This is a genomic window from Streptomyces sp. NPDC007929 (assembly GCF_042959065.1).
Lineage (GTDB): Bacteria > Actinomycetota > Actinomycetes > Streptomycetales > Streptomycetaceae > Streptomyces.
The window spans coordinates 401,738-425,477 of record NZ_JBIBKD010000002.1 but is presented as its reverse complement, the minus strand read 5'-3'; the positions used below and the strand labels follow the sequence as shown (position 1 = coordinate 425,477).

Genomic DNA, 23,740 nt, shown 5'->3' with positions numbered 1-23,740 from the left:
CGGACCACGCCCGCCGGGAAAGGTAAGTCGGAACCGTCAATGTCCACTCAGTCAACGGTCGATGATCCTCCAGAGCTGGTCCTGTGAGTCACCGTAGTTGCGTTGGGCGGGCTGCGTGCCGTTCGCGATACTCGCGCCCGAAATGCTTAGGCACTTCCCGCTGTTGTGGTTCTTCAACGCGTACTACCCGTCGAGGTGCGAAGAGTTGGTGATGAACTGCCAGTCCTGATTTACGTGTTCAGCGGGATTCGCCTGGATGGCTGCCGCGCCGGCTGCCGTGCTGGCGCCGTCGATCCGAGACTCTTGCGTGAGCCTATATTCTCGAGGTTGGTGAAGCTGCCGCATGAACCGGAATGAGGTCGGCCCGGACGGCAAGACACGCAAGGTCAAGACAGACCGCCACGGTACGGGCATGCGCTACCGCGCCCGCTACATCGGCCCGGACGGCACAGAGAAGTCGAAGAGCTTCCCGGACAAGCAGAAGCGCTTGGCGGACACCTGGCTGACCAACGTAGAAGCCGACATGGCCCGTGGGCAGTACATCGACCCGAGGGCCGCTCGCACCACCTTCCGCGAGTACACCGACCGTTGGCTGGCCGCCCTCACGACCGATCTGACCAGCCGGGCCGCCGTGGAAGGCAGGCTCCGCCTTCACGCCCTGCCCTACCTCGGAACCCGCCCTATCGGATCCTTCCAGCCCGAGCACATCCGCGACTGGAACCGCCAGCTCGAAGACGCCGTAGCGTCCGCCCAGTACCGGCGCCTCATCTTCGACGCGGTCTCTTCGGTGCTCAACGCGGCCGTGGATGACCGTCTCCTGGCTTCGAACCCCTGCCGGGCTCGATCGGTCAAGGCACCTCGCCCAGTGCCGTCACGCGTGCATCCATGGTCCGCTGGTCAGGTCTTCGGCGTACGCGCCGGACTACCCGAGCGCTACAGGGCCATGGTCGACCTCGGCGCCGGGTGCGGCCTGCGACAGGGCGAGATCTTCGGCCTGGCCGTCAACAACATCGGAGATCTCGGCTGGCTCTACGTTCGCCAGCAGATCAAGAAGGTTCGCGGCACGCTGGTCTTCGCCCCGCCCAAGCGTGGCAAGCTGCGTGATGTCCCGCTCGACCCGGAAGTGTCGGCCGCGCTCCGCGAGCACATGGAGCGCTTCCCGCCGGTCGAGGTGACCTTGCCTTGGCTGACCCCGACCGGCCCCAAGGTCACGCACCGGCTCGTCTTCACGAGCGGCATCGGCGCAGCCATCTGGAGCCAGGCCTTCAACGACCAGGCATGGAAACCCGCCCTCGCATCCGCCGGCATCATCCCGGCCCCCGAACAGGGCGAGCGCTACGCACCGGCCCGCGAGCACGGCATGCACGCCCTACGCCACTTCTACGCCTCGGTTCTCCTGGACGCCGGAGAGAGCATCAAGGCCCTGAGCCTCTACCTCGGCCACAGCGATCCGGGCTTCACCCTCCGCGTCTACACGCACCTCATGCCGTCCAGCGAGACCCGCACCCGGAAAGCCATCTCCGCGATGTACCGGGCTGCCGGTCACGCTCATGACGGCCCGGAGACGCCCGACGGCCCAGAGACGGCCCAAGCTGCCAGACACGGCCCCTCATCGGCGAGAAAACCGCTGGTGAGTGGCACTTTCATGCCCTCTCGCGGCAAGTAACACCCCATCTTGCCGTACCGCCAGGGCTGGGTGGAAACGCGTATAGCTGCGCGGGCCTGACCTGGGTCTTTGTGGTGGACGGCTGAGACTCGCCTGTCACTGTCGGTCGCCGTCGGTCGGACCCGGGCGCCCTCGCACGGCCGGGGAGCCCAGGGGTGATCACTTGGGTCGGCCGCCACGTGGGCGATCGGGCGGTTCTGACGACGCTGCACGAGCCGAAGTCCCCCTCGGGGGACAGCGGAGCATTCCGATGAAGCACAGGCGTTCCTAGCGCCAGGGATCGAGGGCAAGCTTGCCCCGGGTCTGGCCCGCTTCGAGTTGCCGCAGCACCGCCGGTCCCTCGGCCAAGGGACGCACGTGGGGGGTACCGGGTGGGTACACGCCGTCGGCGATAAGGGCCTCGATCTCGACGAGCAACGACTGGTAGAGGGACGGGGCCGCGACCGCCAGTGCGCCGATGTGCAGACCCTTGACTTGGACCTGGTGGGTGAACACCAGGTCGTGGGTGGTGAGAGTGGCGTCGCCGGAGGCGGCGCCGAACACGACGATGCGTCCGGTGAAGGGCTTGGCGACGGAGAGGCTGGTCTCGAACGTGGCCTGTCCCACTGATTCCAGGACCAGGTCGACACCGTCGGTCAGGCGGGTGATCTCCTCGGCCAGGTCGGGGCGTCGGCTGTCCAGGACCTCGTCGGCGCCGAGCCCTTTGACTGTGTGATGCTTCCCCGGTGAGGCCGTGGCGATCACGCGTGCACCGTAATGGCGGGCGAGGCGGACGGCGGCCTGCCCGACGCCTCCGGCCGCGGCATGTATGAGGACTACCTCACCCGCCTTGGTCTCGCCCAGCGGCTTCAGTGCCGCCAAGGCGGTGGCCCAGTTCAGCACCAGGCCGAGGGCTTCGGCGTCGCTCCAGCCGGAGGGCACGGGAAGCACACCCGCGGCCGGCATCGTCATGTACTGCGCGAAGGCGCCCGGTCCGGCTCCGACGACGTGGGTGCCGAGCTGCAACGGAGTCTCGACGTCCGGGCCGACCCCCACGATCTCGCCGGCGGCCTCGAAGCCCGCCACGTAGGGTGCCTGCGGGCCTCCTCCGTAGGTGCCGTGGGTCTGCATGACATCGGCGAAGTTGACCCCGGCTACCCCGACGCGGATCAGGTACTCGCCGGGCCCCGGGGTGGGGCGGCGGTGATCGGTCGTGAGAGTCAGGTCCTCCGGTCCTCGGTGTGAGTGCTGGACCAGTGCTCGCACGGTCTGCTCGACGGTGTTCTGCTGCTTGTTGATCTCCATGCACCGAACGTAGGAGCCTGACACTTACGTCAAGGTCAAGCCGCTGTCAGAGATCGGTACGGCGGGCCTCTCGCAGGTAGACGTCGAGCGCCGCCTGCTGATCGCTGAGCACGGCGATGCGGGCCGCGAGCCGATCGCGATGGCTCTGCACCTCGCGAAGGAACTCCGCGCACACCACATCGGTACCGGCACCAGACCCGTCGGTGAGGCCGGGCAGGACTTCCCTGATCAGCCGCACGGGCAGCCCAGACTCCAGCAGCGAGCGGATGACGAGCACCCGGTCGATGGTGGACTGGCAGTAGTCACGGAACCCGTTGCTGAATCGGCCAGGGACGATCAAGCCCTCGTCCTCGTAGTGCCGCAACGACCGCGCACTCACGCCACTGACCCTGGACGCATCGCTGATCTTCATACATGCATCCAACGCCCAAGGGCACGGCAAACTTCCGGCACACGCTGCGACGAGTTGAAGGCCTGCTCAGGCGTCAACAACCGCATGTCCCGCAACACCTAGCCGTGGGTACTGCTGGCGAGCTCCACACCCTCTTCAGGCGCAGGTCAGTGCCGGGAATGGGGCGAGGGCGCTGACCTGGGGGTTCGTGGTGGGGGCTGGGGTCGGGCTCGGGCGGGCTCAAGGGCCGGCGGGTGCAGGCCTCCGTCGGCGCCCCGGTCGACGACGGTGTGCACACCGAGCCGGTCACTTCCCCGTTGCCGCCTCCCTGCGTCGCAGCACGATCAGGGTCGTTCCGCCGATCAGGACCAGGCCGATGGCGACGCCCGCGATCAGCGGGGTGATGCCGGAGCTGCCCGTTTCGGCGAGGTTGGTGTCGGGGGACGTACCGCCCACGGTCGCCGGGCTCGGTTCGCTGAGGGTCTGGGTGGTGGTGCCGGTGTCGCTGCCGCGGGTCTGGCAGTCCAGCACGCCGGTGAAGCGCTTCTTGAGGCCGCCCGGGCCCTGGATCGTGAAGTCGTAGGCCTGGTCCTCCTGGATCGGGACCGTCACCGTGCGGGACTCGCCCGCGGCGATGGTGTGCTCCAGACCGGCCAGTTCGAAGGTGAACGGCTCGTCGCCCTTGTTGGAGGCGATGATGTCGACGCCGCCCTCGGCGCAGTTCTTCGCCGCTGTCAGCGCGGGGACCGGGCCCTGCTTCGCCCAGGTCGCCCCGGCTGTCGCGGACACCGTCGACTCGCTGGAGCCGGCCAGGATCTGTGTCTGGCTGCGGCTCTCGGAGGCGAAGGCCCGGCCTACGGGCACGGTCGTCGAGGCCTGCACGGTCAGTTCCGCCGTACCGGCCGCCGCGTCCGCGGGGACGTCGAAGAACACCTGCCCGCCGTCGGCCGTGGAGGTCACGGACTTGCCCTGCTCGTCGACGACCCGTACTCCGCTCGTGGCGGCGTCCGCGGGCGGGGTGACCGTCGCGCTGCCGGCGTTGGTGCGCACCGTCACGGGTCCGATCCGTTCCCCCGGCCGCCCGGAGACCGCGGAGGGCTCCAGGGTGAGCGAGGCACGGGGCTCGGGCAGGTTGCGGGCGTGCTTCTCCAGGTAGTCGGCGAGCTGCTCGGCCTGGGGGTCGAGGGCGTCGACGGCGATGTCGTCCGAGTAGCGCCAGATCGCCACCTGCGTCCCGGCCGCGGCGTCCTGCTCGGTCAGCGCTCCGCGCACACCCGCTTTGCGCGCGAGCGTCGTGAGGTCGTTGACCTGCGGGTAGGAGTTCTGCAGGATCCAGCGGATCTTGCCGGCGTCCTTGTTGGCCCCCAGGGACGTGCTGCTCCAGGAGGTCTCGTGGTAGCGGGCGTCCCGCTGTGTGGGGTTGTGGAGGTCGACGCAGTACGTCTGGAGCATGCCGCCGCCGTCGACGGACATCTCGAACAGGCCCGCGGAGATCTCCTGCTCGCCGGTGCCGGAGTCGGCGCCGCTGTCCGCGCCAGTGCCAGTGCCGGTGCCAGTGCCGGTGCCAGTGCCGGTGCCAGTGCCGGTGTGTATGACGGCCGCGCCGTACGTCTTGAGGCCGCCTATCGTCGCGGCCGCTCCGCCCTGGCTCCGCGTCGTGTCGTCGTCGGCGGCGGCCGGGCCGGCAGCGGCCAGCCCGCCCGCGGCGACGAGCCCGGCCAGCACGGTCGCGGTGGCGAGGCGGGCCGCCACTCGCCTGCGTACGAACAGCTCAGAGAACGAAGCAAGCACCAAATTCCCCTTCGAGCAGGACCGTTGACGTGGGGGGACGGTCCCACCAGCAGAATCAGAGGACTCACCGGACACAAGAGTCCCGAGAGCCATGTCCGGCATCCTAGGGACGCGGGCGAGCCCGCCCGGCGGTCGGACGGTCGGACAAGTGATCCGAATCGGAATCGTTATCGCCAAGATCCCTGGTGAGCAGGGCGTATCGACAAATCCACCCCGACTCGTTCGGTGCGCACTCGTTGATATGCCACAGTTCGGGCAGACGAGCCGGTGAGTGACGTCATGTCAGTACCGGTGCCTCCCGCGGGTGTTGCGCGCGAACCTCTCCCGGATCCGCGGAACCATCCGGCGGGGTTTCCCAGTTGGGTTCGGGTTGCGTCGACGAGGGCGGTGCCGGCGCCGCCTCCGCCTTGCTCGCGCGCCTGAAGGCCGAGGTGCCCCAGGCCAGGTCGTGGCCGATCGCCACCGCGTCGATGTCCGCCGACGTCCAGCTCTGTCCCTCGCGCACGTCGGTCCGCACCTTCAGCCTGCCCTGCACGATCACGGGGTCGCCGACCGTGAGCGACGCCGCCGTGTTCGTGGCGAGCTGGCGGTTGGCCCACACCGTGAAGAAGTTGGTGTGCCCGTCCGTCCACGTGTTCTTCTCGCGGTCCCAGTAGCGCGCGGTCACCGCCATCCTGAACCGCGCCGAGGGGCCGGACGCCACCTCCCGGTACACCGGCTGCGTCGCCACCCTGCCGACCGCGCACACCATCGTCTCGTTCATCGCGCACCCTCCCTCGCCCGGAGCACGGCACCCGCGCCGGGCCGACACGCGTACGGGCCCGTCCCGTACGGCTGTGTCTGCCAGACTGCCGCCTCCGAGCCGGGCCCGCTGAGCGCTGTGGACCACCGACCGACCTGTGGACAACGCCGTCACCCACAGGGGTGCGGAGCCCCTGCCAGGACGGCCGTCAGCGCCCCGTGCCGACCACCCTCCCGTACTGCTCCCGGACTTCCCGGTACCGCAGCAGCTCCGCCGCCACCGGGTCCAGGACCCGTGCCCTGCCGCATCCCGCCGCCGCCTCCCGCAACCGGCGTTCCGCCTCCAGGCCGTAGCGCCGGGCCGGGCCGCGGGCGGCCATCTTGCAGCTCCACTCGATGAGCGGGCCGCCGACGATCCCGATCACCATCAGCAACACCGGCACCCCCAGGTTCGGCGCCACGACCCCGATGATCTGCCCCAGCAGCCACAGCCCGCCCAGGAACTGCAGGATCGTCATGGCCGCCTGGACGAGGACGGCCACCGGCCACCAGCCCGGGCGCGGCGGCCGCCCCGCCGGCACGCCCGCGCGCGCGGTCAGCTCGTCCAGCGCCTCCGGCAACCCCTGCGAGCCGCGGACGGCCGCCTCGCGCACCGCTTGCGCCCAGGGCGCCGGCAGCCCGGCCGACGCCCTGTCGGCCACGGTCCGTACCGCCTGCTCGACCCGCTGGCGGGCCGTCGCCTCCTCGTCGGACTGGGTGCGTCCGGGGAGCCGGCCCGTGGTGGGTTCGCCGCGGTCCTGATACCAGCGCCACAGCCGCAACCAGGGCGTACCGCAGGCGCGGTTGGCGTTGCGCAGCCACGCGCGTTCCGCCGCCTCACCCGCCGCCGTCGCGCCCACCGCGTCCGCGAGCCGGTCGGAGAACTCCTCCCTGGCCTGTTCGCTGAGTCCGGTCCGGCGCCGCGTGGCGTAGACGGGCCAGAGCCGGGCAGCGGCGATGTCCACGTCGGCAGAGATACGGCGGTTCGGTGCCCCGCGCTCCGATACGAACTGGCCGAGTGCCTCGCGCAGTTCGCCGACGCCGTCCCCGGTGAGCGCGGACAGCGCCAGCACGGTCGTACCCGGTTCGCCGTACTCGCCGAGCGCGATGCCGTCCTCGTCGAGGAGCCGCCGCAGATCGTCCAGGACCTGCTCGGCGGCCTCCCCGGGCAGCCGGTCGACCTGGTTGAGGACGACGAACATGACCTCGGCGTGCGCCGCCATCGGCCGCAGATAGCGCTCGTGGAGGACGGCGTCGGCGTACTTCTCCGGGTCGACGACCCAGATGACGGCGTCGACGAGCGCCAGGATGCGGTCCACGTGCCGGCGGTGCTGTACGGCCGCGGAGTCGTGGTCGGGCAGGTCGATGAGGACGAGTCCGCGCAGCGGCGACTCGCCGTCCCCGGTCGGCAGCGGCCGGCGGCGCAGCCGGGGCGGGATGCCGAGCCGTTCGATGAGGCCGGCTCCCCCGTCGCTCCAACTGCACGCGATGGGCGCGGCGGTGGTGGGGCGGCGTACGCCCGTCTCCGAGATGGTCACCCCGGCGAGCGCGTTGAACAGCTGCGACTTGCCGCTGCCGGTGGCGCCCGCGATGGCGACGACGGTGTGCTGCCCGGAGAGCCTGCGCCGCGCCGACGCCTCGTCGAGCACCCGGCCTGCCTCCGACAGCGTCCGGCTGTCGAGCCGGGTGCGGGAGAGCCCGACGAGTTCGCGCAGGGCCTCGAGCCGGGAGCGCAGTGACCCGTCGTGGACGAGGGGGGTGATCGTCTGCGGGGCGGCGGAGCGGTTGTCCGTCATGGGGAACCGGTCTCCTTCGGCTGTCTCGTTGACCCGGCGTGCGATGAGTCCGTCGTCCCAGGGGTCGGGAGCGGGGCGGGCGTCCGGCTTGTGGGCGTCCGGGTGCTGGACGTCGGGCCTACGGGCGTCGGGGGCCTGGGCGTCCGGCCTACGGGTGTCCGGGTGCCGGGCGTCCGGCTTACGGGCATCGGGGTGCTGGGCGTTTGCCTCGCGGGCGCCCGTGGTGCGTGCGAAGGCCCGACGGGCTCTACGGGTGTCCGACTTGGAGGCGTCGGATCTGGGAGAGTCCGATCCGGGGGCGCCCGGTCTGGGGGCGTCCGATCCGGGGGCGCCCGGTCTGGGGGCGTCCGATCCGGGGGCGCCCGATCTGGGGGCGTGCGATCTGGGAGCGTCCTTACGCGTGTCCGGCCTGCGGGTGTCGTCGTCCGGCTGATCGGTGTGCTCGGTGGGGTCCTGGTCAGTGACGGCGGTCACCGGTCACCTCTCCTTCTGCAGTACGGACAGCGCGGCGATGAGCTCGGCCTGGGGTTCGGGGTGGACGTCGAGCGCGTCGAGCGGGGCGAGCCTGCGCTCGCGCTCGGCGTGCAGGACGCGGTCCACATGCTCGGTGAGCAGCCGCCCGGCCCGGTCGCGCAGCCGCAGGGCGCCATGGGCGCCGATCCGCTCGGCGAGCCCCTCCCCGGCCATCCGGCCCCGGCGGCCGCCCAGCAGGGAGGTGGCGACCAGGGCGGCGACCAGCTCGGGGTCGGGTGCGAGGGTGCGGTCGAGTTCGCGGACCTCGTCCTCGGCGTGCTCCTCGAGCTCCCGCCGCCACCGCCGTACGGCGAGTCCGATGCGGTGCTCGGCGTTGTCCGCGCCGGTCTCGCGTGCGGCGAGTTCCGGGGCGGCGGAGGCCGGTTCGCGCCGCCAGGCGTCGTCGATGCGCTCGTCGGCGGCGGTGACGGAGCACAGCAGCAGTGCGCTGAGGCTCTCCACGAGCGCGTCGAGGAGTTCGGCGGCGGTGCAGTCCAGGGGGAAGGCGCGCCAGCGCTTGAGCGCGTCGCCGGCGAGGACCGCGCCGCTCTGCAACCGGCCCCGCACGCGCGCGTGCTCGCTGTCGTACGCCCCTTCGACGGCGGTGGTGAGCCGGAGGGCGGCGGCGTACTGCGCGGCGGCGGCACCGGCCAGCTCAGGCATGCGTGACTTGAGGGAGTCGAGGACGCCGTACGCCGTACGGGCGAGGACGTGCTGACGGGCCGCGGGGTCCTGGGCCTGGTGGATCAGCCAGGTGCGCAGCTGGGCGACCGCGGAGGCGGGCAGGAGGCCGCCACCCCAGGCGGACTCGGGCAGTTCGGGCACGGTGAAGCGCGGCACCTCGCCGAGTCCGGCCTTGGTGAGCAGGGCCCCGTACTGCCGTGACACCTCGTTCACCACCTGGTGGGGCACGCGATCGAGCACGGTCACGAGGGTGACGTCGTACTCCTTGGCGGTGCGCAGCATGTGCCAGGGGACGGCGTCGGCGTAGCGGGCTGCGGTGGTGACCATCACCCAGATGTCGGCGGCGCAGATGAGCTCGGCGGCCAGGACGCGGTTGTCGGCGACCAGGGAGTCGATGTCGGGCGCGTCGAGGAGGGCGAGGCCGGGCGGGAGGGTCTCGGCGGTCTCGACGCGCAGCACGCGCGCGGGGTTCTCGCCGGGGAGCAGCAGGTCGTCGGTGGAGTCGTGCTGGGGTACCCAGACGCGGGTGAGATCGGGCAGCACTCTCATGCCGCTGAACCAGTGGTGGTCCTCCGGATGGCAGACCAGCACGGGGGTGCGTGTCGTCGGCCGCAGCACGCCCGCCTCGCTGACCCGCCGACCCACGAGGGAGTTCACGAGCGTCGATTTTCCGGCTCCGGTCGACCCGCCCACGACGGCCAGAAGCGGCGCTTCGGGCTCCCGCAAGCGGGGCACCAAGTAGTCGTCGAGCTGCGCGAGGAGTTCGTCGCGGTTGGCACGCGCGCGTGGGGCCCCCGCCAGGGGCAGCGGGAAGCGTGCGGCGGCGACACGGTCGCGCAGGGCGGAGAGTGCGTCGAGCAGCTGAGGCCGTACGTCCAAGGTCACCACATGTGAAGAATGCCCAATTTTAGGGGAATTCTGAAGCATATGAGCATGTCTGCGCGCCGACAGAACACAAGGGATGGAAGGGACGACTGGGACACGGGCACACTCCAGGCATAACGAGTGCACAACACCCGATGCGTGGGACGCCAAAAGCGGTGCACGATTCGTACCTGCCTGCGATTATCAGGACCGCTTCACTGAACCTCCACATCGAGCCACGGAGGCGAAGCAACAGGGACACGGACGCGGGAGCCCTATCCTTGTCCCCGGCAACGTCACGGATCGGCCCCCACCAGGGCACCAGGACAGAGGCCACCACACCCGGCCCCCGTAGCTCAGTGGATAGAGCAGGCGCCTTCTAAGCGCTTGGCCGCAGGTTCGAGTCCTGCCGGGGGCGCCACCTCCTACCAGCAAAAACGCCCCAGAGGGGATCCCCCTCCAGGGCGTTTCGTGTCTCTGACGGCAACGCTGACGGCAACGAAACCCCGTCACTCGTCGGACAGCAGGTCCCCCAGCTTGTCCAGAGCGGCCCGCTTCTCCGTCATGTCGGCGTGCGCGTAGATGTTCATCGTCACGTCCAGGGCGCTATGCCCGACGATGTCCCGGACGATGTGCGGCGGGATCCCGAGGCCCAGCAGCAAGGTCACACAGGTGTGGCGCAGGTCATGGAAGCGGACGTCTAGGCCGAGCCGCTCGCGGATCGGGTAGAAGTGCCGGTTCAGATTCCGGGGCTCGATCGGAGTCCCCCGCCGGGTGGTGAAGACCAGGCCGGTTTCCCGCCACTGCTCCCCCGCGGCTTCGCGCTCTTCCGCCTGGCGCTCAAAGTGCCGGCGGAGCGCGTCGACACACACGGCCGGGAGCGGTACGGGGCGCTCTGAGCGACGCGTCTTGGGCGCGGTGAGCGTCAGCTCTCCGTTAACTCGCTGCAGGGCCGTACGGATCTCCAGCGATCCCCCATCCAGGTCAACGTCCGACCAGTGGAGCCCAAGCAGTTCGCCACGCCGAAGCCCCAGGTACAGCGCGAGCACGTACGCCGCACTCAACCGGTCGTCACGCACGTCGTCCAGGAGCTTCTTCCCCTCCGCGACGGACAGGCCGCGACCAACCCGGTATCGAGGAGTCTGGACCTGCACGAGCTTGGCGACGTTGCGCTGCACCAGCTCCTCACGGACCGCGTGCTGGAGGGCGTTACGCAGCACCGCGTGCAGGTACTGGACCATGCGCGGCGACAGCCGACGCTCGCAGCACCGCTTGGGGGTGGCGGCACAGCAGCGACGCGCACCGGTCGGACGAGCGGCATCACGTCCCTGAGCGCAGCACTGGCAGGCCTGCCGGGCCCAGTCGAGGAAGAGGCGTACGTCTTTGGCTGAGAGCCGGGCGAGCTTCTTCTTTCCAAGTCGGGGCACGATGTACGCGTTCACGCACTTGCTGTAGCTGTAGACCGTCGAAGGCCGCACCTTGTGGTTCACGACGTGCTCGAGCCAGTACGGGAGATAGGTACCGAGACTCTCGGTCGTGTCCGCCGCGGGAATGCCCTGGTCGCTCTTGGAGAGCAGCTCGGTGAGCTTCTTCCGAGCCTCCTCCCAGGTGTGGCCGTAGACCCGTCGGCGCTTGTACGTGCCGTCCGGCATCAGGACATAGCCCGCTCCCTCGTACCGGCCGTCCTTGCGACGGTAGATGGTGCCTTCGCCATTGGGATTGCGCTTAGCCATCAGGCAGCCTCCTCGAGTTCGCGGGTTATGAAGTCGCTCAGGGCATCGGCGGGAATGCGGCGGCAACGGCCGACCGTGATGGAGACCAGACGGCGGGAGCGGATCAGGTCGTAGACGGTGGAACGGCCGAGCCGGAGCCGCGCCATGACTTCGGGCACGGTCAGCAGCTCGGGAGTGGCGGTGGTCATGCTGCGGCTCCTTCCAGGGCGAGTTGATCGCGTAGGGCTTCGCGGGCGGTTTCGCGGTTGAGTTGGAGGTCGCGGGCGATGGTGGCGGCGAGGACGGATTCGCCGGGGGTGTGGCCGTGTCCGGCGTACTGCCAGTCGGCCAGGACCAGGACGGTGTCCGGCTCGCGGTCGTCCAGGCCGAGGGCGGCGTGTTCCTCGGCGGCGCGGTAGTCGGCGCGGGCCTGGCGGAGGGCGCCGAGGGTGGTGGAGTAGCGGCGGGACTTGGAGGAGAAGTGGCCGCGGAAGCCGAGCATGTGAGCCCAGGCCCACAGGCGCCGTGCCGGGTAGAGCGGGTCGAGCTGCTTGCAGGCCTCGATGAGGCGGCGGGCGTGGTCCGGGACGCCGTGGCGGTCGAGTTCGGAGAGTTCGCCGATACGGCGGTCCAGGGTGCCGGTGTTCTCGGCGGCCTTGGTGGCGTACTTGGCGACGTACGAGGCGACGGCCTGTTCGGTGATGTCGGAGCCGTCGCCGAAGGCCTTCACGGGCCGGACGTCGAGCTGGGTGCCCCAGCGGAAGGTGCGGGCCGGTTGGTCGGCGGCGGCCGGGACCGAGACCGAGGTGTAGGAGTGCGCGGCAGCTGCTCGGATCGCGTCGGCGAGGAGGTCGACGGTCGCCCAGGGCGGCGGGACCGTCTCGGGCCCGTCGGGGCCGTCGATGCGGATCACGGCATGGAAGTGCAGAGCGCCGCGCTTTTGGAATTCGGCGACCTTGCCGTAGGAGAGGCGGGCGCACTCCTTCAGCTCCCGCTGGGTGATGCCGGCGCGGGCGGCGATCTCGCGGCGGAGGCGGTTGGTGAAGCGCTGCCAGAGCTGCCCGGCATGGTTGTTGAACAGCACGGCGCCCGCGTAGTCGTACGTCGCCGGGGCGAGGGCCGTGCCGAGGGCAGGGTCGTCGGCGGCGTGGCGGGTGCCGCAGCGGCAGACGCCCCGGTCGGGCCGGTTGTGGACCGGGCCGAACGAGGGAGCGGTGAGGGTGGCGAAGACCCGAGGGTGATCCCGGACGGTGGCGGGGATATCGCGGCGGTCATCACCAGCGAGACCCGCGCGGATGAGGTGGTAGGTGTCGCCCGCGTAGGTCCAGGCGCAGGACGGGCAGCGGGAGGCGCGGCGGTTTCCGCAGGCGACACGGAGGCGTCCGCCCGGTTCGTTGGTGGTGGAGTAGTGGTGCAGGGTCTCGCCGGTGGTCTTGTCCTTCTGGAGGACCCAGCCGGTGAGGTGGATGGGGTCGGAGCAGCCGCCGGTGCGGCGGATCTGGTCTTCCCAGCGGTCATAGTCAGAGGCCGAAGCCACCCTCAGCAGGTCGCCGAGGGTGGTCGGGTCGAGCAGGTCAGGCACGCGCAGCCTCCCGGACGCGGTTGGCGGGGACGGTGCCGTGGCCCTGGCAGGCCGGGCAGTTGGCGGTGATGGTGTGCCGGTGGCCGTGCTGGTCGCGGCTGCCGGTGGTGATGGCGGCGGTGGCGAAGCCGTCGCAGTTCGGGCAGATGCGGGGCGTCGGCGTGGCGGCGGGGTGCGTCATGCTGGGTGTTCCTTCCGGTTGTGAGATCGGACAGGGACGGCGCCCGGGCGGCGGATGCTTGGCGGTATCGGAGCCGCCCGGGGGCCGGTCAGCGGCGCTTCGTCTCCGAGGCGAGCAGGGAGCGCAGGACAACGGCGCAGACGGCAACCGAGGCGCCGGTGATGGCGACCGCCAGGAGCATGGAGACCAGCACGGCGCCGACGACCAGGACCACGGCGGTACCGCCGCCGACGAGGGCGAGCGCGGTGCCGGGAGTGATCTGCACCGTCGGCCGAGAGGGCGCGGGGGCCGGGGCCACCGGGGCAGGAGGCGAGACCTGAGCGGCCGGGACGATGGTGGTCGGCTCGACCACGGCAGGCGGTGTGACCTGGCCGGTCGGCGTGGGCATGGTCGGGATCTTCGGACGGAACATGAGCGGTCTCCTTCCGCTACTTGATGAACGTGTCGATGGCGGGGGCCAGGACGCTGTCGGCGAGAAGGAAGCCGCCGAGCAGCAGAACGGCGATGAGCCAGGCGGGCGGGCGGATGAGCTTGACGCCGAGGTAGCCGACGACGAGCAGCGCGAGCCAGAGCGGAACCTGCATGGCGGCCTCCTAGCGGACGCGGCAGCGGTGGGTGCGAGCGGCGAGCTGGGCAGCGGACTGGCTGGAGTAGTCGGAGGACCAGCCGCAGCGGTCGGCGGTGCACACGGCGGCGTACTTGGTCTGGCCGTTGCGGTCGCGGTGGGTGCCGATCTGCACCGGGCCGATCCGCATCACGGAGTGGAAGTGGTCACGAGCGGGCATGACGGTGTCTCTCCCTTCGGGTCAGGCGAGTTGGGCGGCGATGGCGTCGGCGAGCTGGGGCGGGACGCCGAGGCGGGCGCGCAGGGTGTCGGTGTCGATCGGCGAGCCGGTGCGGGCGTGGTGGTCGTCGGCGACCTTGCGGGCGTGGTCGACCAGCGCGGCCGGGACCGGCACAGCAGGAGCGGGCTCGGCCGGGGCGGGCTCCGCAGCCGGGAGTGCGGGAGTGTCGTCGACCGCCGGGGCCAGCTCGGGCTCACTCTCTGGTTCGGTCTCGGTGACCGGCTCGGGGTGCGGCTCGGTGGCCGGGGCTGCGGGTGCCGGCGGATCCGGCACCGGGTCTGTGGCGGAGTGGGCGAGGAGGGTGCCGCCCATGAAGGCCAGGGCGGGCCAGGCGGCGACGAGGATGCGCAGCCAGGCCGGGACGTTGGTCAGGTCGAGGAGTCCGGCGGTGGCGACGTTTGCGCCGAGGGAGGCGACCAGGGCGATCACGAACCAGCACCAGGCCAGCCGCGACGGACCATCGACACGGAGCCGCCGCCAGGCAGCGACCAGGAGCAGGTCCACGCTGATCGGGTAGGCCCAGGCTTTCCAGCCGTCCTGTCCGGCAGCGGCGGCCAGGTCGTGAAGGTGGGCGAAGGACAGCGCCCCGGCGATGACGGCCTGGACCAGGACGGCGTCGACGCGGAGAGCGGGGCGGGCCATCACGGCTCCTTCCGGTGATGTGGCATGGGAGGGGTAGGGACCTGGCGCGATGCGGTCACGCCGACCGGTGGAGCAGGGGAAGGTCAGGCGGTGGCGGGGGCTGTCTTGGACAGCGGCACCCGGGCCGAGGGCAACGGGCCAGTCGCAGGCCGGTAGGCGGCCAGGGCGGGCACGTCGGGGGTGCGGTCGGCGTACTTGTTGCAGGTGTTCACGGCCTGGCGCAGCGAGGTGTGCGGGGCGCGGATGCGGTGCCAGCCCCCGGTGGAGTCCCCGGCGATCGCGATGCCGCGGGTCTCGGCGGGGATTTGGATGGCGGCCAGGACGGCGTCCGGGGAGATGTCGCCGAAGGCCATGTTCGCGCTCGTTTCGTCGTTGACGCGGTGGGCGGTCCGGCCGGTGAGCTGGGCGCGGAGCATGGTGATTCCCTTGCCGAGTTCGGAGCCGAAGCGCTGGCCGCAGATCTCCAGGTAGATGCCGGCCGCGCGGCCGAGCTGGGCGAGACGCACCAGGGCGGTGATGATCCGGTCCCGGCGCTTCTCCTCGTCCTTGCTGGCGAACAGGGCGAGTTCGGCGACCTCGTCGACCAGGACCACGACCGGGACGGGGCGGATGTCGGCGGGCAGGTCCCAGATGTCGGCGGCTATCTCCGCATCCGGCACGGCGACGCTGATGCGCTGCTCGGCCCGGATCAGTTGGTAGACCTCCCCCATGTGGGACACCAGCGCTTCCAGGAGTTCCAGGGCGGTGTCGGGGTTGTCGGCCAGCGCCGAGAAGCGCCGTGCCAGCGGGAACAGCTCGACACCTTGCTTGCAGTCGATGCCGACCAGGGCGACGTCCATCGGGGCCAGTCCGGCCACAAGGTTGCGCTGGTAGACGGACTTGCCGGACTCCGTGGCACCGAGGGTCAGGCCGTGCGGCACGGCACGGTAGTCGCGGTAGTGCACTGATCCGTCCTCCCGCAGCGCGACCGGAACCCGCATCGGAGCAGAGTCGACCTTCGCGGGCATCTGGACCTGCTTGAGCACGTCGTAGCCGGTCATCCGCACCTCAACGATGCCGGAGCGGACTTCGCGTGAGGTCACGCCGTACATCCCGAAGGAGTGGCGCAGCCGGTCCGTCGCGGCAGAGACGTCGAAGGCGTCCTGTCCCGGTCGGAGCTTGAGACGCAGGACCAGTCCGGTCCGGGTTGGCCGTAACCGCAGGATGCGCGGGACACGGGACTCCGACACCGGCCGGTTGGCCACCCGGGCCAGCGCCAGCCGCCAGCGCGAGGGCGGAACCGTCAGTCCGCAGGCGTCCATGACCGAGGCATAGCGGACCAGGACCCGCACGATAGCGGCAAGGATCCCGAAGGTCAGCCAGTACCAGGCGGGGCACCGCCACCGCAGGAGACCCGCAGCGGCGACGACCACAACCACAGCGACCATGAACCAGGTCATGATCAGGCCGCCTCAGATGCCGCACCGGTGGCGGCCAGCGAGGTGACCGCGACCGCGCGGAAGGCGATGCCGTGGCGCTTCTGGCCGTTGAACTCGTTCTCCCACGGCCGGGCGATCAACCCCGTCAGCGCGACCGGGGTGCCCATGGCCAGGTCGCTGGAGATGCCGGGCTCCGGGACGGTGATGGACAGGATCTCGACTTCGTCGTTGGCCGCGAACATCACGTCCACGGTCATCAGCTTGACGCCGTCGGCGTCGAGTGCGATCTCGCCGGTGCGACGGTCACGCACCTTGGGCTGCGGTGCCTTGGCGACCATCACGGTCGCGCCGGACGTCTCGACGGGGATCTGACGCATGCTGGAACTCCCTTGAGAGGGGCGGGAGCGGCGTACTTGCTTGGCGGTGGGTCGCCGCTCCCGTGCGTTGACAGATGAGTGCAGCAAAGCTGCGAGGTCGCGCCCCAACTGGTGCGCACCAAAAGGTTGCATCTGGTGCGCACCAGATGTCAAGCGCTGTCGCCGCTTTGGCTTCTCAACTCGCCTTGCTGCGATGGTTCTAGGGAACCGTTTCTGCCAACGCCCCGGTAGCCAACAGGGGTTAACACTTATCCCGTTAACCCCTGCCGACCTGCGGAGATATGAGGCATGCTGCTATTAGGTCCCCGGAACACGAGCAGGATGGCGTGACGTGACGAACGGACTCAGGGCGGCGAGGAACGCACGCGAGTGGTCGCAAGAGCGGCTCGTTCGGGAGATTGAACGACACGCGCGTCAGCACCTCTTGGACGTCGCATCAACGGCCAGCTTGCGCGTGTACGTCTCCGAGTGGGAGAACGGCCGACGCCAGATCTCGGCTCGCTACGCGAAGATTCTTCGGACGCTTCTCGGCGTTACAGACGCCGAACTGACCGGAGTGCCGGCGGAGTCGGGCCAGCCGGTCGCCGCAGATGGGTACGACGAGCTGATGGGCCGGATCGATGCGGCCCGCAGCCTAAGCCTGACCATGGTCGGCACGTTCATGGAACAGACGGAGTTGCTCCGAACCATGGACCGGCAGATGGGCGCAGCCGGATTGGTCGACGAGATGACGGCACACCTTGCGAGGCTGGAAGAGGCCCTGACCTTCGCGGTCCTTCCCGAAACCCGGCGTCCGGTTGCGCGAGCCCTGGCCGGAGCGGCGACGCTGGCCGCATGGCAGGCACTAGACGTGGGTGCGGTCGAACGAGCCTGGCGGCACTACGAGCTGGGGAAGCGGGCCGCCAAGGAAGCCGAAGAGCCGATGTACCTCGCACACGCCACAGCCGAGCAGGCGTACGTCCTCTGTGATGCGGGGCGAGCATCCATGGCCGTCCAACTGATACGGGATGCGCAGCGCCTCGGAGGAACAACCATGTCCCCGCGGCTAACGGCTTGGCTGCACGCGGCCGAAGCCGAGATCTGCGCTCGCGCAGGGTTGCCGGAGGACTGCCAACGGGCACTCGATCGGGCTGCACGCAGCCTGCCCGCAGGAGATGCGGCCCGCGACCCGGACATGTTGAGCATTTTCCTGAACGAGGGACACCTCACCCGGTGGCGCGGAAGCGCTCTCGCCCTGATAGGTGACGACGAGGCAGTAGAGAGCCTCTACACGGCACTCGACACGGCAGACCCGACCTTCATACGGGCATCCGCCGGACTGCGCTGCGACCTAGCCCAGGCACACATGGCTCGTGGCGAGCACGACCAGGCGCACGAGCACCTACGCCAGGCCCGCTTGATAGCCAGCCGTACGGGATCAGTGCGTCATCGGCGGAGGGTCGAGCAGCTCACGCAGCGGATGTAGGGGAAGTGCCGGCGGACCGCGAGGACAGCACGTGCAGCAGGGCAACCAGCGTGCCCGACCCCATGAGTTCACCCCGGGCCATGAGACCAGGAATGTCTGAGAGCGGCACCCACGCGATGTGTCCGGCCTCTTCCAGGTCCGTCGGCTCTCCCACGAGCTTGGCGCCCGCGCCAACGAAGATGTCGTGTGGTGAGTCGACCATGCCAACCATCGGCTGATACGTGACCACGTGCTCCAGGGAATCCGGCCGCCAGCCAGTCTCTTCCTCGACCTCACGCAGCGCCGTCTGCAGGGGCTCCTCCCCCGCGTCGACGATGCCTCCCGGGAGCTCCCACCCGAACGACTGTGGCACGAAGCGATAGCGCCACATCATCAAGACGCGGTCCTGGTCGTCGATCACGGCCGCAATGGCGACGTGGTGCAGCTTCACTACGTGGTGCTCGAAGCGGTCGACTCCCGGCGGCTCAACGTCGACGAGGCTCAGCTTCACCCAACGGTTGTCGTACAGAGTCCGCTCACCATGGATCTGCCACGGCTCGACATCAGTCGGCGCATGGGTAGTCACGGACCGATCAGGCACGCGGTAGGAGCTACGACCGTGCACCTCGATGGCACCTTCAGCCACGAGCCTGGCCAGCACCTGGCGGAGAGCCGTACGGCCGATGCCCAGCTCTTCGGACAGAGTGCGTTCCGATGGGATCTTGGAGCCAGGCAGGTACTTCCCCGTCGAGATCCACTCGCGGATCGTGCGGTAGACCCGCTCTGACTTCGGTCCCATCCGGTGAGCTCTCCTCCGTCACTCGTTAGACGTTGCAATGCAATGCCCAAGCTTAGGGGGCGAGAGCGACAGCCGTCAGGGGTGATCAGCGGAGCGTGCGGTAGAACTTTCCCTACTTCATCAAGGCCCGCGCGCGGCGCGGGCGCGCGCCGCCTCTGCGGCGCGGCCTGCCTCCTGTCTGCGCCCCGGCTGGCCGCGCCCGGCGGCGCGCTCGGCGGCTGCGGGCAGATGTGGGGAGACACCCTCTGTGGCTGGGGCGGTCGGCTCCACGGCTTTAGGCAGCCACTTTGGGGCGAGCCTCTAAGATCATGGCCCCAACGTCGTGCTTTAACGAGCAGGTCCACAGACTGCCCGACTCGCCGGAAGCTTACGGGGCCATGATCACTCGCCCCAAAGCAGCTCCAGCCCAAAGCCGCTCCGCCGACCTGCGTCGCTGGCACTAGCACGTACGCACAAAAGCGGATGAAACGCCCGGCGTTCTTGTTGCTCAAGGCATGATCTCTGCGCACATCGACCGGATGCTCGTATCCGTTGCCTAGCCGATGCCAGACTGATCGCATGCAGGACAACTACTTCTCGCTCACCCGTGTCCGGCTGCGGCACTACAGGAGCATCGCCGCAGCCAACGTTGAGTTGGGGCGCCTCCTACTGCTCGTTGGCCCTAACGGCTCAGGAAAGAGCAACTTTCTGGACGCCCTAAGGCTCGTATCTGAGTCCCTGCAGACTTCCTTGGACCAAGCACTGCGCACGCGCGGGGGAGTCTCTGAGGTTAGGCGCCGCTCCACAGGTCACCCCACCCACTTCTCGATCGATCTATCCTTCGAGTCCCCTGATTTTTCAGGCGAGTACGGCTTCGAGGTGGGCGCCGTAAAGGGCCTTGGATATCGAATCTCCAAAGAATACTGCAATGTTTGGAGTGAACCTCGAGACGAGGATGGGCCACTCCCTGCGCGTGCTCATTTCCGGGTTGAGAGTGGAAAACTAACCGAACACAGCGAGCCCGTGATGCCGCCAGCGACCGAACAGCGCCTTTATCTGGTCTCCGCAGCCGGACTGGAAGTGTTTCGCCCAGTTTTTGATGGACTTGCCGGCATGAGTGTATTTAGCTTGAACCCTGACGTGATACGACAGCCACAAACCCCGGACGCTGGAGACTTCCTCCACCGCGACGGATCCAATATCGCCAGTGTGCTGCACCGCCTAGAACGCAGTCAGCGCGGTCGGCAAGATAAGGCGCGAATTGAAAGCTACCTGCAGAATATCGTGCCAGGGATGCATGGGGTTTCGCGCTCTGAACTTGGAAACTGGGAAACCTTGGTATTCAATCAAGATGTCCCGGGTTCAAAGAATCCGTGGCGGTTCCAAGCTCAATCTGTTTCCGATGGCACCTTGCGTGCGCTCGGTGTCCTGGTTTCCCTATTTGCAGGCACGGGATCTACTCTCAGTACAGTCGGAATCGAAGAACCGGAAAGTGCATTGCACCCAGCGGCGGCCGGTGTCTTGCTTGATGCGCTGCGTGACGCAAGTGAACGTCGCCAGGTGATCGTCACCAGCCACAGTCCTGATCTGCTAGATCGAGACGACTTCAACCTGAAGGAAATCCGTGCAGTTCGCTCCATCGCCGGAGAAACGCGAATCGGCGAGTTGGATGAAGCCGGGGCATTGGCCCTTCGTGAGCACCTATACACGCCAGGAGAGCTCCTTCGTAACGACCAGCTTCTTCCCGGAGTCGCATCGTGACCCAAGCTCCAATCCTGGCTCCCATCGTCGAAGGACATGGTGAAGTTACAGCCGTACGACAGCTGATCAGTTTGATCGGAGAGAAACACGGCGTTTGGATCGAAGTGGCCCAACCGTTCAGGCTCGACTCAGGGAAAATGAGGAAGCCTGAGGAGCTGGAAAAGGCAATCCGCCTGCAAGAGGCTAGGGTTAGAGCTCGAAAAGGTGGAGTTCTGATTTTGCGTGACGGTGACGACAGCGACATTCGCTGCCCGGTGGAGCTGGCTAAGCTGATAGCTCCAGATGCGGGGAGATTCGCAGTGTCCGTGGAGGTCGTGATCGCTTATCACGAGTATGAAACGTGGTTTCTTGCCTCCATGGAATCCGTTCGGGAGCATCCATCTGTCCGTGACGATGCGACCACTCCATCAAATCCGGAGAAAAGAAGAAGCGCCAAGGGCCAGTTGGAGTCCATGATGCATGAATCCTATAGGGAGACCTTGCATCAAGCGAAATTCTCATCACTGATTGACTTGGCCGCGGCATCTGAAAAGAGTCGCTCGTTTCGAAGAATGGTCCATGCTGTCGAGAAGCTGAGCGGATTGGCCCCCTAGGCCCCGAGGTGGGGAGCCAGGCACTCGATCGGTCCGCGGCGTGGCGAGCGTGGCAGGGTTCGGGGTGGGAGGTGACCACCTCGGGCCGCCTTTGGGCCGTCCTAGGCCGCTCAGTAGTGACCTACGGCGACCGGTTACGCAGGTCCTTAAGCGACGCTCCCAGGTCAACCTGCGATGGGGAGCGGCTCGTGACGGTGCCAGAGCAGATACCGATCCTCGCGGCGCAGTTCCGCAGAACCCCACTCAATGCGCATGACACCCTGCTCCATAGAGCAGGCGTAAGCGACGAGGACGAGTTGCACGTCTTCGGGGAGCAGCTCCAGGTCTGGGTGTATCTCGGAGTCGTCAAGTTCTCCCCAGTCCAGGTCGAATGCTGGCTGTAGGGGAGTCGGGCCGTGGCGTCGGATCAGGTCCGCTCGGAAGCCTGTGGCCCGACGGAGGCGTGCAGCCGTGACGGGCACGTCCTTCTTCGCGTAGCGGAGGGGGTAAATCAGGTGGTTGCGGACGAGCATCATCGTGCGTCCTTGCAGACGCACTGGTTCCCCGAGTCCGGAGATGCCGGCAGCCAGTTCCTCGTATTGCACCGCGTAGAGCCCGTGTCCGTAGGCTTCGAGCGTCTGGGTGTGCACACCCTCCTGCCCGGTGCGTGCTCGATCATGGGCCCGGACCAGGCAGGCTGGGATGACATCGGCCAGTTCGCTGGCTATGTCCCCTAAGGTCTCGCGTGCCCACTGACTGGCTGAACCCACAACGTACCGCCCTTCCCTGGTGGTCTTGCAGGCACCGAGCAGCGTCCACCTAAACCGTGCTGCGTCCAGGCGAGTCACACAAGGTCGCAACCAGCGCACAAAGGGAGCGCACACCACCTGACGAGGGTTCACCGCACTTACCCGCTCGCGTTCCAACAGCAGCGGACGTCCTCCCGGCCCGATCGCTCGCGGTGACGGCAATCCTGACGGCAACGACTGCGGACGACAGCAGCATCCAGCAGTCCAGCACGGTGCCTGCGTAGGCCCATAAGGTCGTCCTACCGGGACTTGCCCGCATCTTCTAAGCGCTTGGCCGCAGGTTCGAGTCCTGCCGGGGGCGCCCTCTTTCCGCCCTCCTTCGGGAGGGCGTTTTTGCTGTTCAGAGGCCGTTTATCGGGCCCGGCGGAGCAGCTTCGCGAGTGCGGGTGGCCCCTCGGGCGGAGTCGGCTGGTGTCCGGCTGGGGACGATTTCGTCCGGCCCTCGGCGGGTGTTCTTCCCGAAGATTTCCCGGAAGTTTCAGTGCGGTCTCTTGCCATCGAACCGCTCACCAACGCCACGGTCTGTGGTCGGTCACAAGCATCGCCCTCGGCCGCGCAGACGGCGGCCGCCGTCATGGACGGCGGCTGGCACTTACCCACGCTGCGTTGACGCTCCCTGACGGTGGCAGGTGCCATTGCCCGACAGATGAAAACACGTTGGCGGGCCACCTCTGAGCTGCGACCATGCAGCTGTTTCCCTTACGGAGGGTGGCTTTGTTCGTTTTCAGTTGTGCGCGCTGCGGTGCCGAGCTGACAGCCCCTTTGTCCCAGGTTTCCCTCCCGCCCCATGCCCGTCAGAAGTACGGGAATGGGGTCCAACTGCCGGTGCTCATGGAGTCAGGGACGTTTGCCGTGGACCCAGACCCATGGGGAGGACCGTGGCGGATGTGGGACGAGATCGATCCGGGCGAGGCGGAGGCACGCGGCATCTACGCGCCGGTCTACGCCCTGTCCGACAGTACGCCCGGGGCGATCGTCATCGCTCCCGGTGATCTCCGCGGAACCCGGCTGATTCCCGAGAAACGCGGCGGCGCCTGCTGTGGCCTCGACGGGGCCGATGGGCCCAACATGGTCTGCGAGGCGTGCGACCTGCCCGTGGCAACAAGGGTGGACGACTGCTCGCTGTGGCAGGCAGTGCGGCTCAGCTCAGACGCCGTGCGCCGCGACCTCATCGACGGTGTCCACACGGCGCCGTTCTCCTGGACGGAATTGGCAGAGAGAGGGGAGAGCACACCCCCGTTCGAACCGATCGGCACGTGGGGAGGACGGTCTGGGTCGAGCCACTACTGGTCGTGGAGTCCTCAATGGGAGGCGGCAGCCGGCCAGGCGCTCGCCCATCTGTTGGTGGCCTCCAAAGGGCAGCCGGTGAAGGTCCCAGGCGGTCTGACCGCGGACGTGTTCCAACGCGCGCTCGACGCCTTGCTGCCCGCAGGCCCGCCAACGCGGCACGCCGTCCTGGCCGGACCGGGAGAACCCTCCGCCAGTGCGGACGTCGACATCCTCCTCGTACCGGTCCATCCCCAGACGGGTCAGACCTGGACCCCCGCCGACCCTGCAGTATCGGCATACCCGGTGCCCCTGCCGCTGGGGGTGTGGCTGTGGCTGGTCTCCCCCGAGCCGTACTTGCCTGTTCCTGCGTCGGGCGGCATACCCCAGGACGTGCTCCGCGACGACCCGCTCCCGCCGCGCCCCAACTACCTGTTCCGGGCCGACCGTGGCGAGTTCGAGCACACCTTGGTCCGGCTACCAGCCGTTCGTAGCCCATGGATACGCACGATCCTCGAGAACCTCACGCAGGATGCATCGGTCGACATCTTCTAGCCGTACGGCAATCGAACAGCGTCACCCGC

24 protein-coding genes and 1 tRNA gene are annotated in these 23,740 nt (G+C 68.6%); 6 read left to right on the top strand and 19 right to left on the bottom strand.

The genetic code is table 11. The features are described 5' to 3' along the window. Positions 1–51 precede the first annotated feature (51 nt). Positions 52–177 carry an RICIN domain-containing protein gene (locus ACFZDE_RS06765; protein WP_391198057.1) on the bottom strand — a complete coding sequence of 42 codons (126 nt, stop codon included), beginning with the start codon at positions 175–177 and terminating at the stop codon, positions 52–54. Between the two features lie 166 nt (positions 178–343). Here ACFZDE_RS06765 and ACFZDE_RS06760 point away from each other — a divergent pair, with 166 nt between their 5' ends. Next, positions 344–1,666, top strand: a complete 1,323-nt coding sequence (locus ACFZDE_RS06760) for a tyrosine-type recombinase/integrase (protein ID WP_391198055.1) — start codon at positions 344–346, stop codon at positions 1,664–1,666. A gap of 267 nt (positions 1,667–1,933) precedes the next feature. Here ACFZDE_RS06760 and ACFZDE_RS06755 read toward each other — a convergent pair whose 3' ends face one another. From ACFZDE_RS06755 to ACFZDE_RS06730, 6 genes are all read right to left on the bottom strand, one after another. Then, positions 1,934–2,950, bottom strand: coding sequence for a zinc-binding dehydrogenase (locus ACFZDE_RS06755; RefSeq protein ID WP_391198053.1), 1,017 nt, complete (start codon positions 2,948–2,950; stop codon positions 1,934–1,936). Positions 2,951–2,996: 46 nt separating this feature from the next. Then, the gene (locus ACFZDE_RS06750; protein ID WP_391198050.1) at positions 2,997–3,362 is read right to left on the bottom strand and encodes a MerR family transcriptional regulator; all 366 of its coding nucleotides are present in this window, start codon (positions 3,360–3,362) and stop codon (positions 2,997–2,999) included. A gap of 285 nt (positions 3,363–3,647) precedes the next feature. Next, positions 3,648–5,132, bottom strand: a complete 1,485-nt coding sequence (locus tag ACFZDE_RS06745; RefSeq protein WP_391198048.1) for a Cys-Gln thioester bond-forming surface protein — start codon at positions 5,130–5,132, stop codon at positions 3,648–3,650. Between the two features lie 277 nt (positions 5,133–5,409). After that, complete coding sequence (locus tag ACFZDE_RS06740; protein WP_391198046.1) at positions 5,410–5,895, bottom strand: single-stranded DNA-binding protein; 486 nt, start codon at positions 5,893–5,895, stop codon at positions 5,410–5,412. Positions 5,896–6,082: 187 nt separating this feature from the next. Continuing rightward, on the bottom strand, positions 6,083–8,182 hold the full coding sequence (locus ACFZDE_RS06735; RefSeq protein WP_391198043.1) for a GTP-binding protein: 2,100 nt from the start codon (positions 8,180–8,182) through the stop codon (positions 6,083–6,085). A gap of 3 nt (positions 8,183–8,185) precedes the next feature. Beyond that, entirely contained in the window at positions 8,186–9,793 is a 1,608-nt protein-coding gene (locus tag ACFZDE_RS06730; RefSeq protein WP_391006187.1) for a dynamin family protein, read from the bottom strand. A gap of 321 nt (positions 9,794–10,114) precedes the next feature. Here ACFZDE_RS06730 and ACFZDE_RS06725 point away from each other — a divergent pair. Then, a tRNA-Arg gene (locus ACFZDE_RS06725) sits at positions 10,115–10,190 on the top strand. Between the two features lie 88 nt (positions 10,191–10,278). Here ACFZDE_RS06725 and ACFZDE_RS06720 read toward each other — a convergent pair. The 10 genes from ACFZDE_RS06720 to ACFZDE_RS06675 all read right to left on the bottom strand — a co-directional run bounded on the left by ACFZDE_RS06720 (position 10,279) and on the right by ACFZDE_RS06675 (position 16,526). Continuing rightward, positions 10,279–11,502: a tyrosine-type recombinase/integrase gene (locus ACFZDE_RS06720; RefSeq protein ID WP_391198040.1), complete on the bottom strand. Its 1,224-nt coding sequence runs from the start codon at positions 11,500–11,502 to the stop codon at positions 10,279–10,281. Then, a complete protein-coding gene (locus ACFZDE_RS06715) occupies positions 11,502–11,690 on the bottom strand; it encodes a helix-turn-helix domain-containing protein (RefSeq protein ID WP_391198037.1) in 189 nt (62 codons plus the stop codon). The genes ACFZDE_RS06720 and ACFZDE_RS06715 overlap by 1 nt, the downstream gene beginning before the upstream one ends. Then, positions 11,687–13,063 (bottom strand): replication initiator protein RepSA, encoded by a 1,377-nt coding sequence (gene repSA, locus ACFZDE_RS06710; protein ID WP_391198035.1) that lies wholly within the window; start codon positions 13,061–13,063, stop codon positions 11,687–11,689. Before repSA ends, ACFZDE_RS06715 begins: the two co-directional genes overlap by 4 nt. Further along, the gene (locus tag ACFZDE_RS06705) at positions 13,056–13,244 is read right to left on the bottom strand and encodes a hypothetical protein (RefSeq protein WP_391198032.1); all 189 of its coding nucleotides are present in this window, start codon (positions 13,242–13,244) and stop codon (positions 13,056–13,058) included. Before ACFZDE_RS06705 ends, repSA begins: the two co-directional genes overlap by 8 nt. 88 nt (positions 13,245–13,332) lie before the next feature. After that, positions 13,333–13,656 carry a SpdD-like protein gene (locus ACFZDE_RS06700; RefSeq protein ID WP_391198030.1) on the bottom strand — a complete coding sequence of 108 codons (324 nt, stop codon included), beginning with the start codon at positions 13,654–13,656 and terminating at the stop codon, positions 13,333–13,335. A 16-nt stretch (positions 13,657–13,672) separates the two neighbouring features. Further along, positions 13,673–13,828, bottom strand: coding sequence for a hypothetical protein (locus ACFZDE_RS06695; RefSeq protein ID WP_193505093.1), 156 nt, complete (start codon positions 13,826–13,828; stop codon positions 13,673–13,675). Between the two features lie 9 nt (positions 13,829–13,837). Further along, positions 13,838–14,029 carry a mobile element transfer protein gene (locus tag ACFZDE_RS06690; protein WP_391198027.1) on the bottom strand — a complete coding sequence of 64 codons (192 nt, stop codon included), beginning with the start codon at positions 14,027–14,029 and terminating at the stop codon, positions 13,838–13,840. Positions 14,030–14,050: 21 nt separating this feature from the next. Continuing rightward, a complete protein-coding gene (locus ACFZDE_RS06685) occupies positions 14,051–14,731 on the bottom strand; it encodes a DUF2637 domain-containing protein (RefSeq protein ID WP_391198024.1) in 681 nt (226 codons plus the stop codon). Between the two features lie 83 nt (positions 14,732–14,814). After that, positions 14,815–16,170: an FtsK/SpoIIIE domain-containing protein gene (locus tag ACFZDE_RS06680; protein ID WP_391198021.1), complete on the bottom strand. Its 1,356-nt coding sequence runs from the start codon at positions 16,168–16,170 to the stop codon at positions 14,815–14,817. Positions 16,171–16,172: 2 nt separating this feature from the next. Beyond that, complete coding sequence (locus ACFZDE_RS06675) at positions 16,173–16,526, bottom strand: hypothetical protein (protein WP_391198019.1); 354 nt, start codon at positions 16,524–16,526, stop codon at positions 16,173–16,175. Between the two features lie 331 nt (positions 16,527–16,857). On the opposite strand from ACFZDE_RS06675, the gene ACFZDE_RS06670 reads away from it, so the two are divergent. Then, the gene (locus ACFZDE_RS06670; RefSeq protein ID WP_391198017.1) at positions 16,858–17,991 is read left to right on the top strand and encodes an XRE family transcriptional regulator; all 1,134 of its coding nucleotides are present in this window, start codon (positions 16,858–16,860) and stop codon (positions 17,989–17,991) included. On the opposite strand, the gene ACFZDE_RS06665 is transcribed toward ACFZDE_RS06670, so the two are convergent. Beyond that, a complete protein-coding gene (locus tag ACFZDE_RS06665) occupies positions 17,975–18,769 on the bottom strand; it encodes an NUDIX domain-containing protein (RefSeq protein ID WP_391198015.1) in 795 nt (264 codons plus the stop codon). The genes ACFZDE_RS06670 and ACFZDE_RS06665 overlap by 17 nt on opposite strands. Positions 18,770–19,327: 558 nt before the next feature. On the opposite strand from ACFZDE_RS06665, the gene ACFZDE_RS06660 reads away from it, so the two are divergent. Beyond that, positions 19,328–20,509, top strand: coding sequence for an AAA family ATPase (locus ACFZDE_RS06660; RefSeq protein ID WP_391198012.1), 1,182 nt, complete (start codon positions 19,328–19,330; stop codon positions 20,507–20,509). Next, positions 20,506–21,102 (top strand): DUF4276 family protein, encoded by a 597-nt coding sequence (locus ACFZDE_RS06655; RefSeq protein WP_391198010.1) that lies wholly within the window; start codon positions 20,506–20,508, stop codon positions 21,100–21,102. Before ACFZDE_RS06660 ends, ACFZDE_RS06655 begins: the two co-directional genes overlap by 4 nt. Before the next feature lie 164 nt (positions 21,103–21,266). Here ACFZDE_RS06655 and ACFZDE_RS06650 read toward each other — a convergent pair whose 3' ends face one another. Next, on the bottom strand, positions 21,267–21,851 hold the full coding sequence (locus tag ACFZDE_RS06650; protein WP_391198007.1) for a hypothetical protein: 585 nt from the start codon (positions 21,849–21,851) through the stop codon (positions 21,267–21,269). Positions 21,852–22,604: 753 nt separating this feature from the next. Between ACFZDE_RS06650 and ACFZDE_RS06645 the strand changes: the two genes are divergently transcribed. Beyond that, the gene (locus ACFZDE_RS06645; RefSeq protein ID WP_391198903.1) at positions 22,605–23,711 is read left to right on the top strand and encodes a hypothetical protein; all 1,107 of its coding nucleotides are present in this window, start codon (positions 22,605–22,607) and stop codon (positions 23,709–23,711) included. Positions 23,712–23,740: the final 29 nt, after the last annotated feature.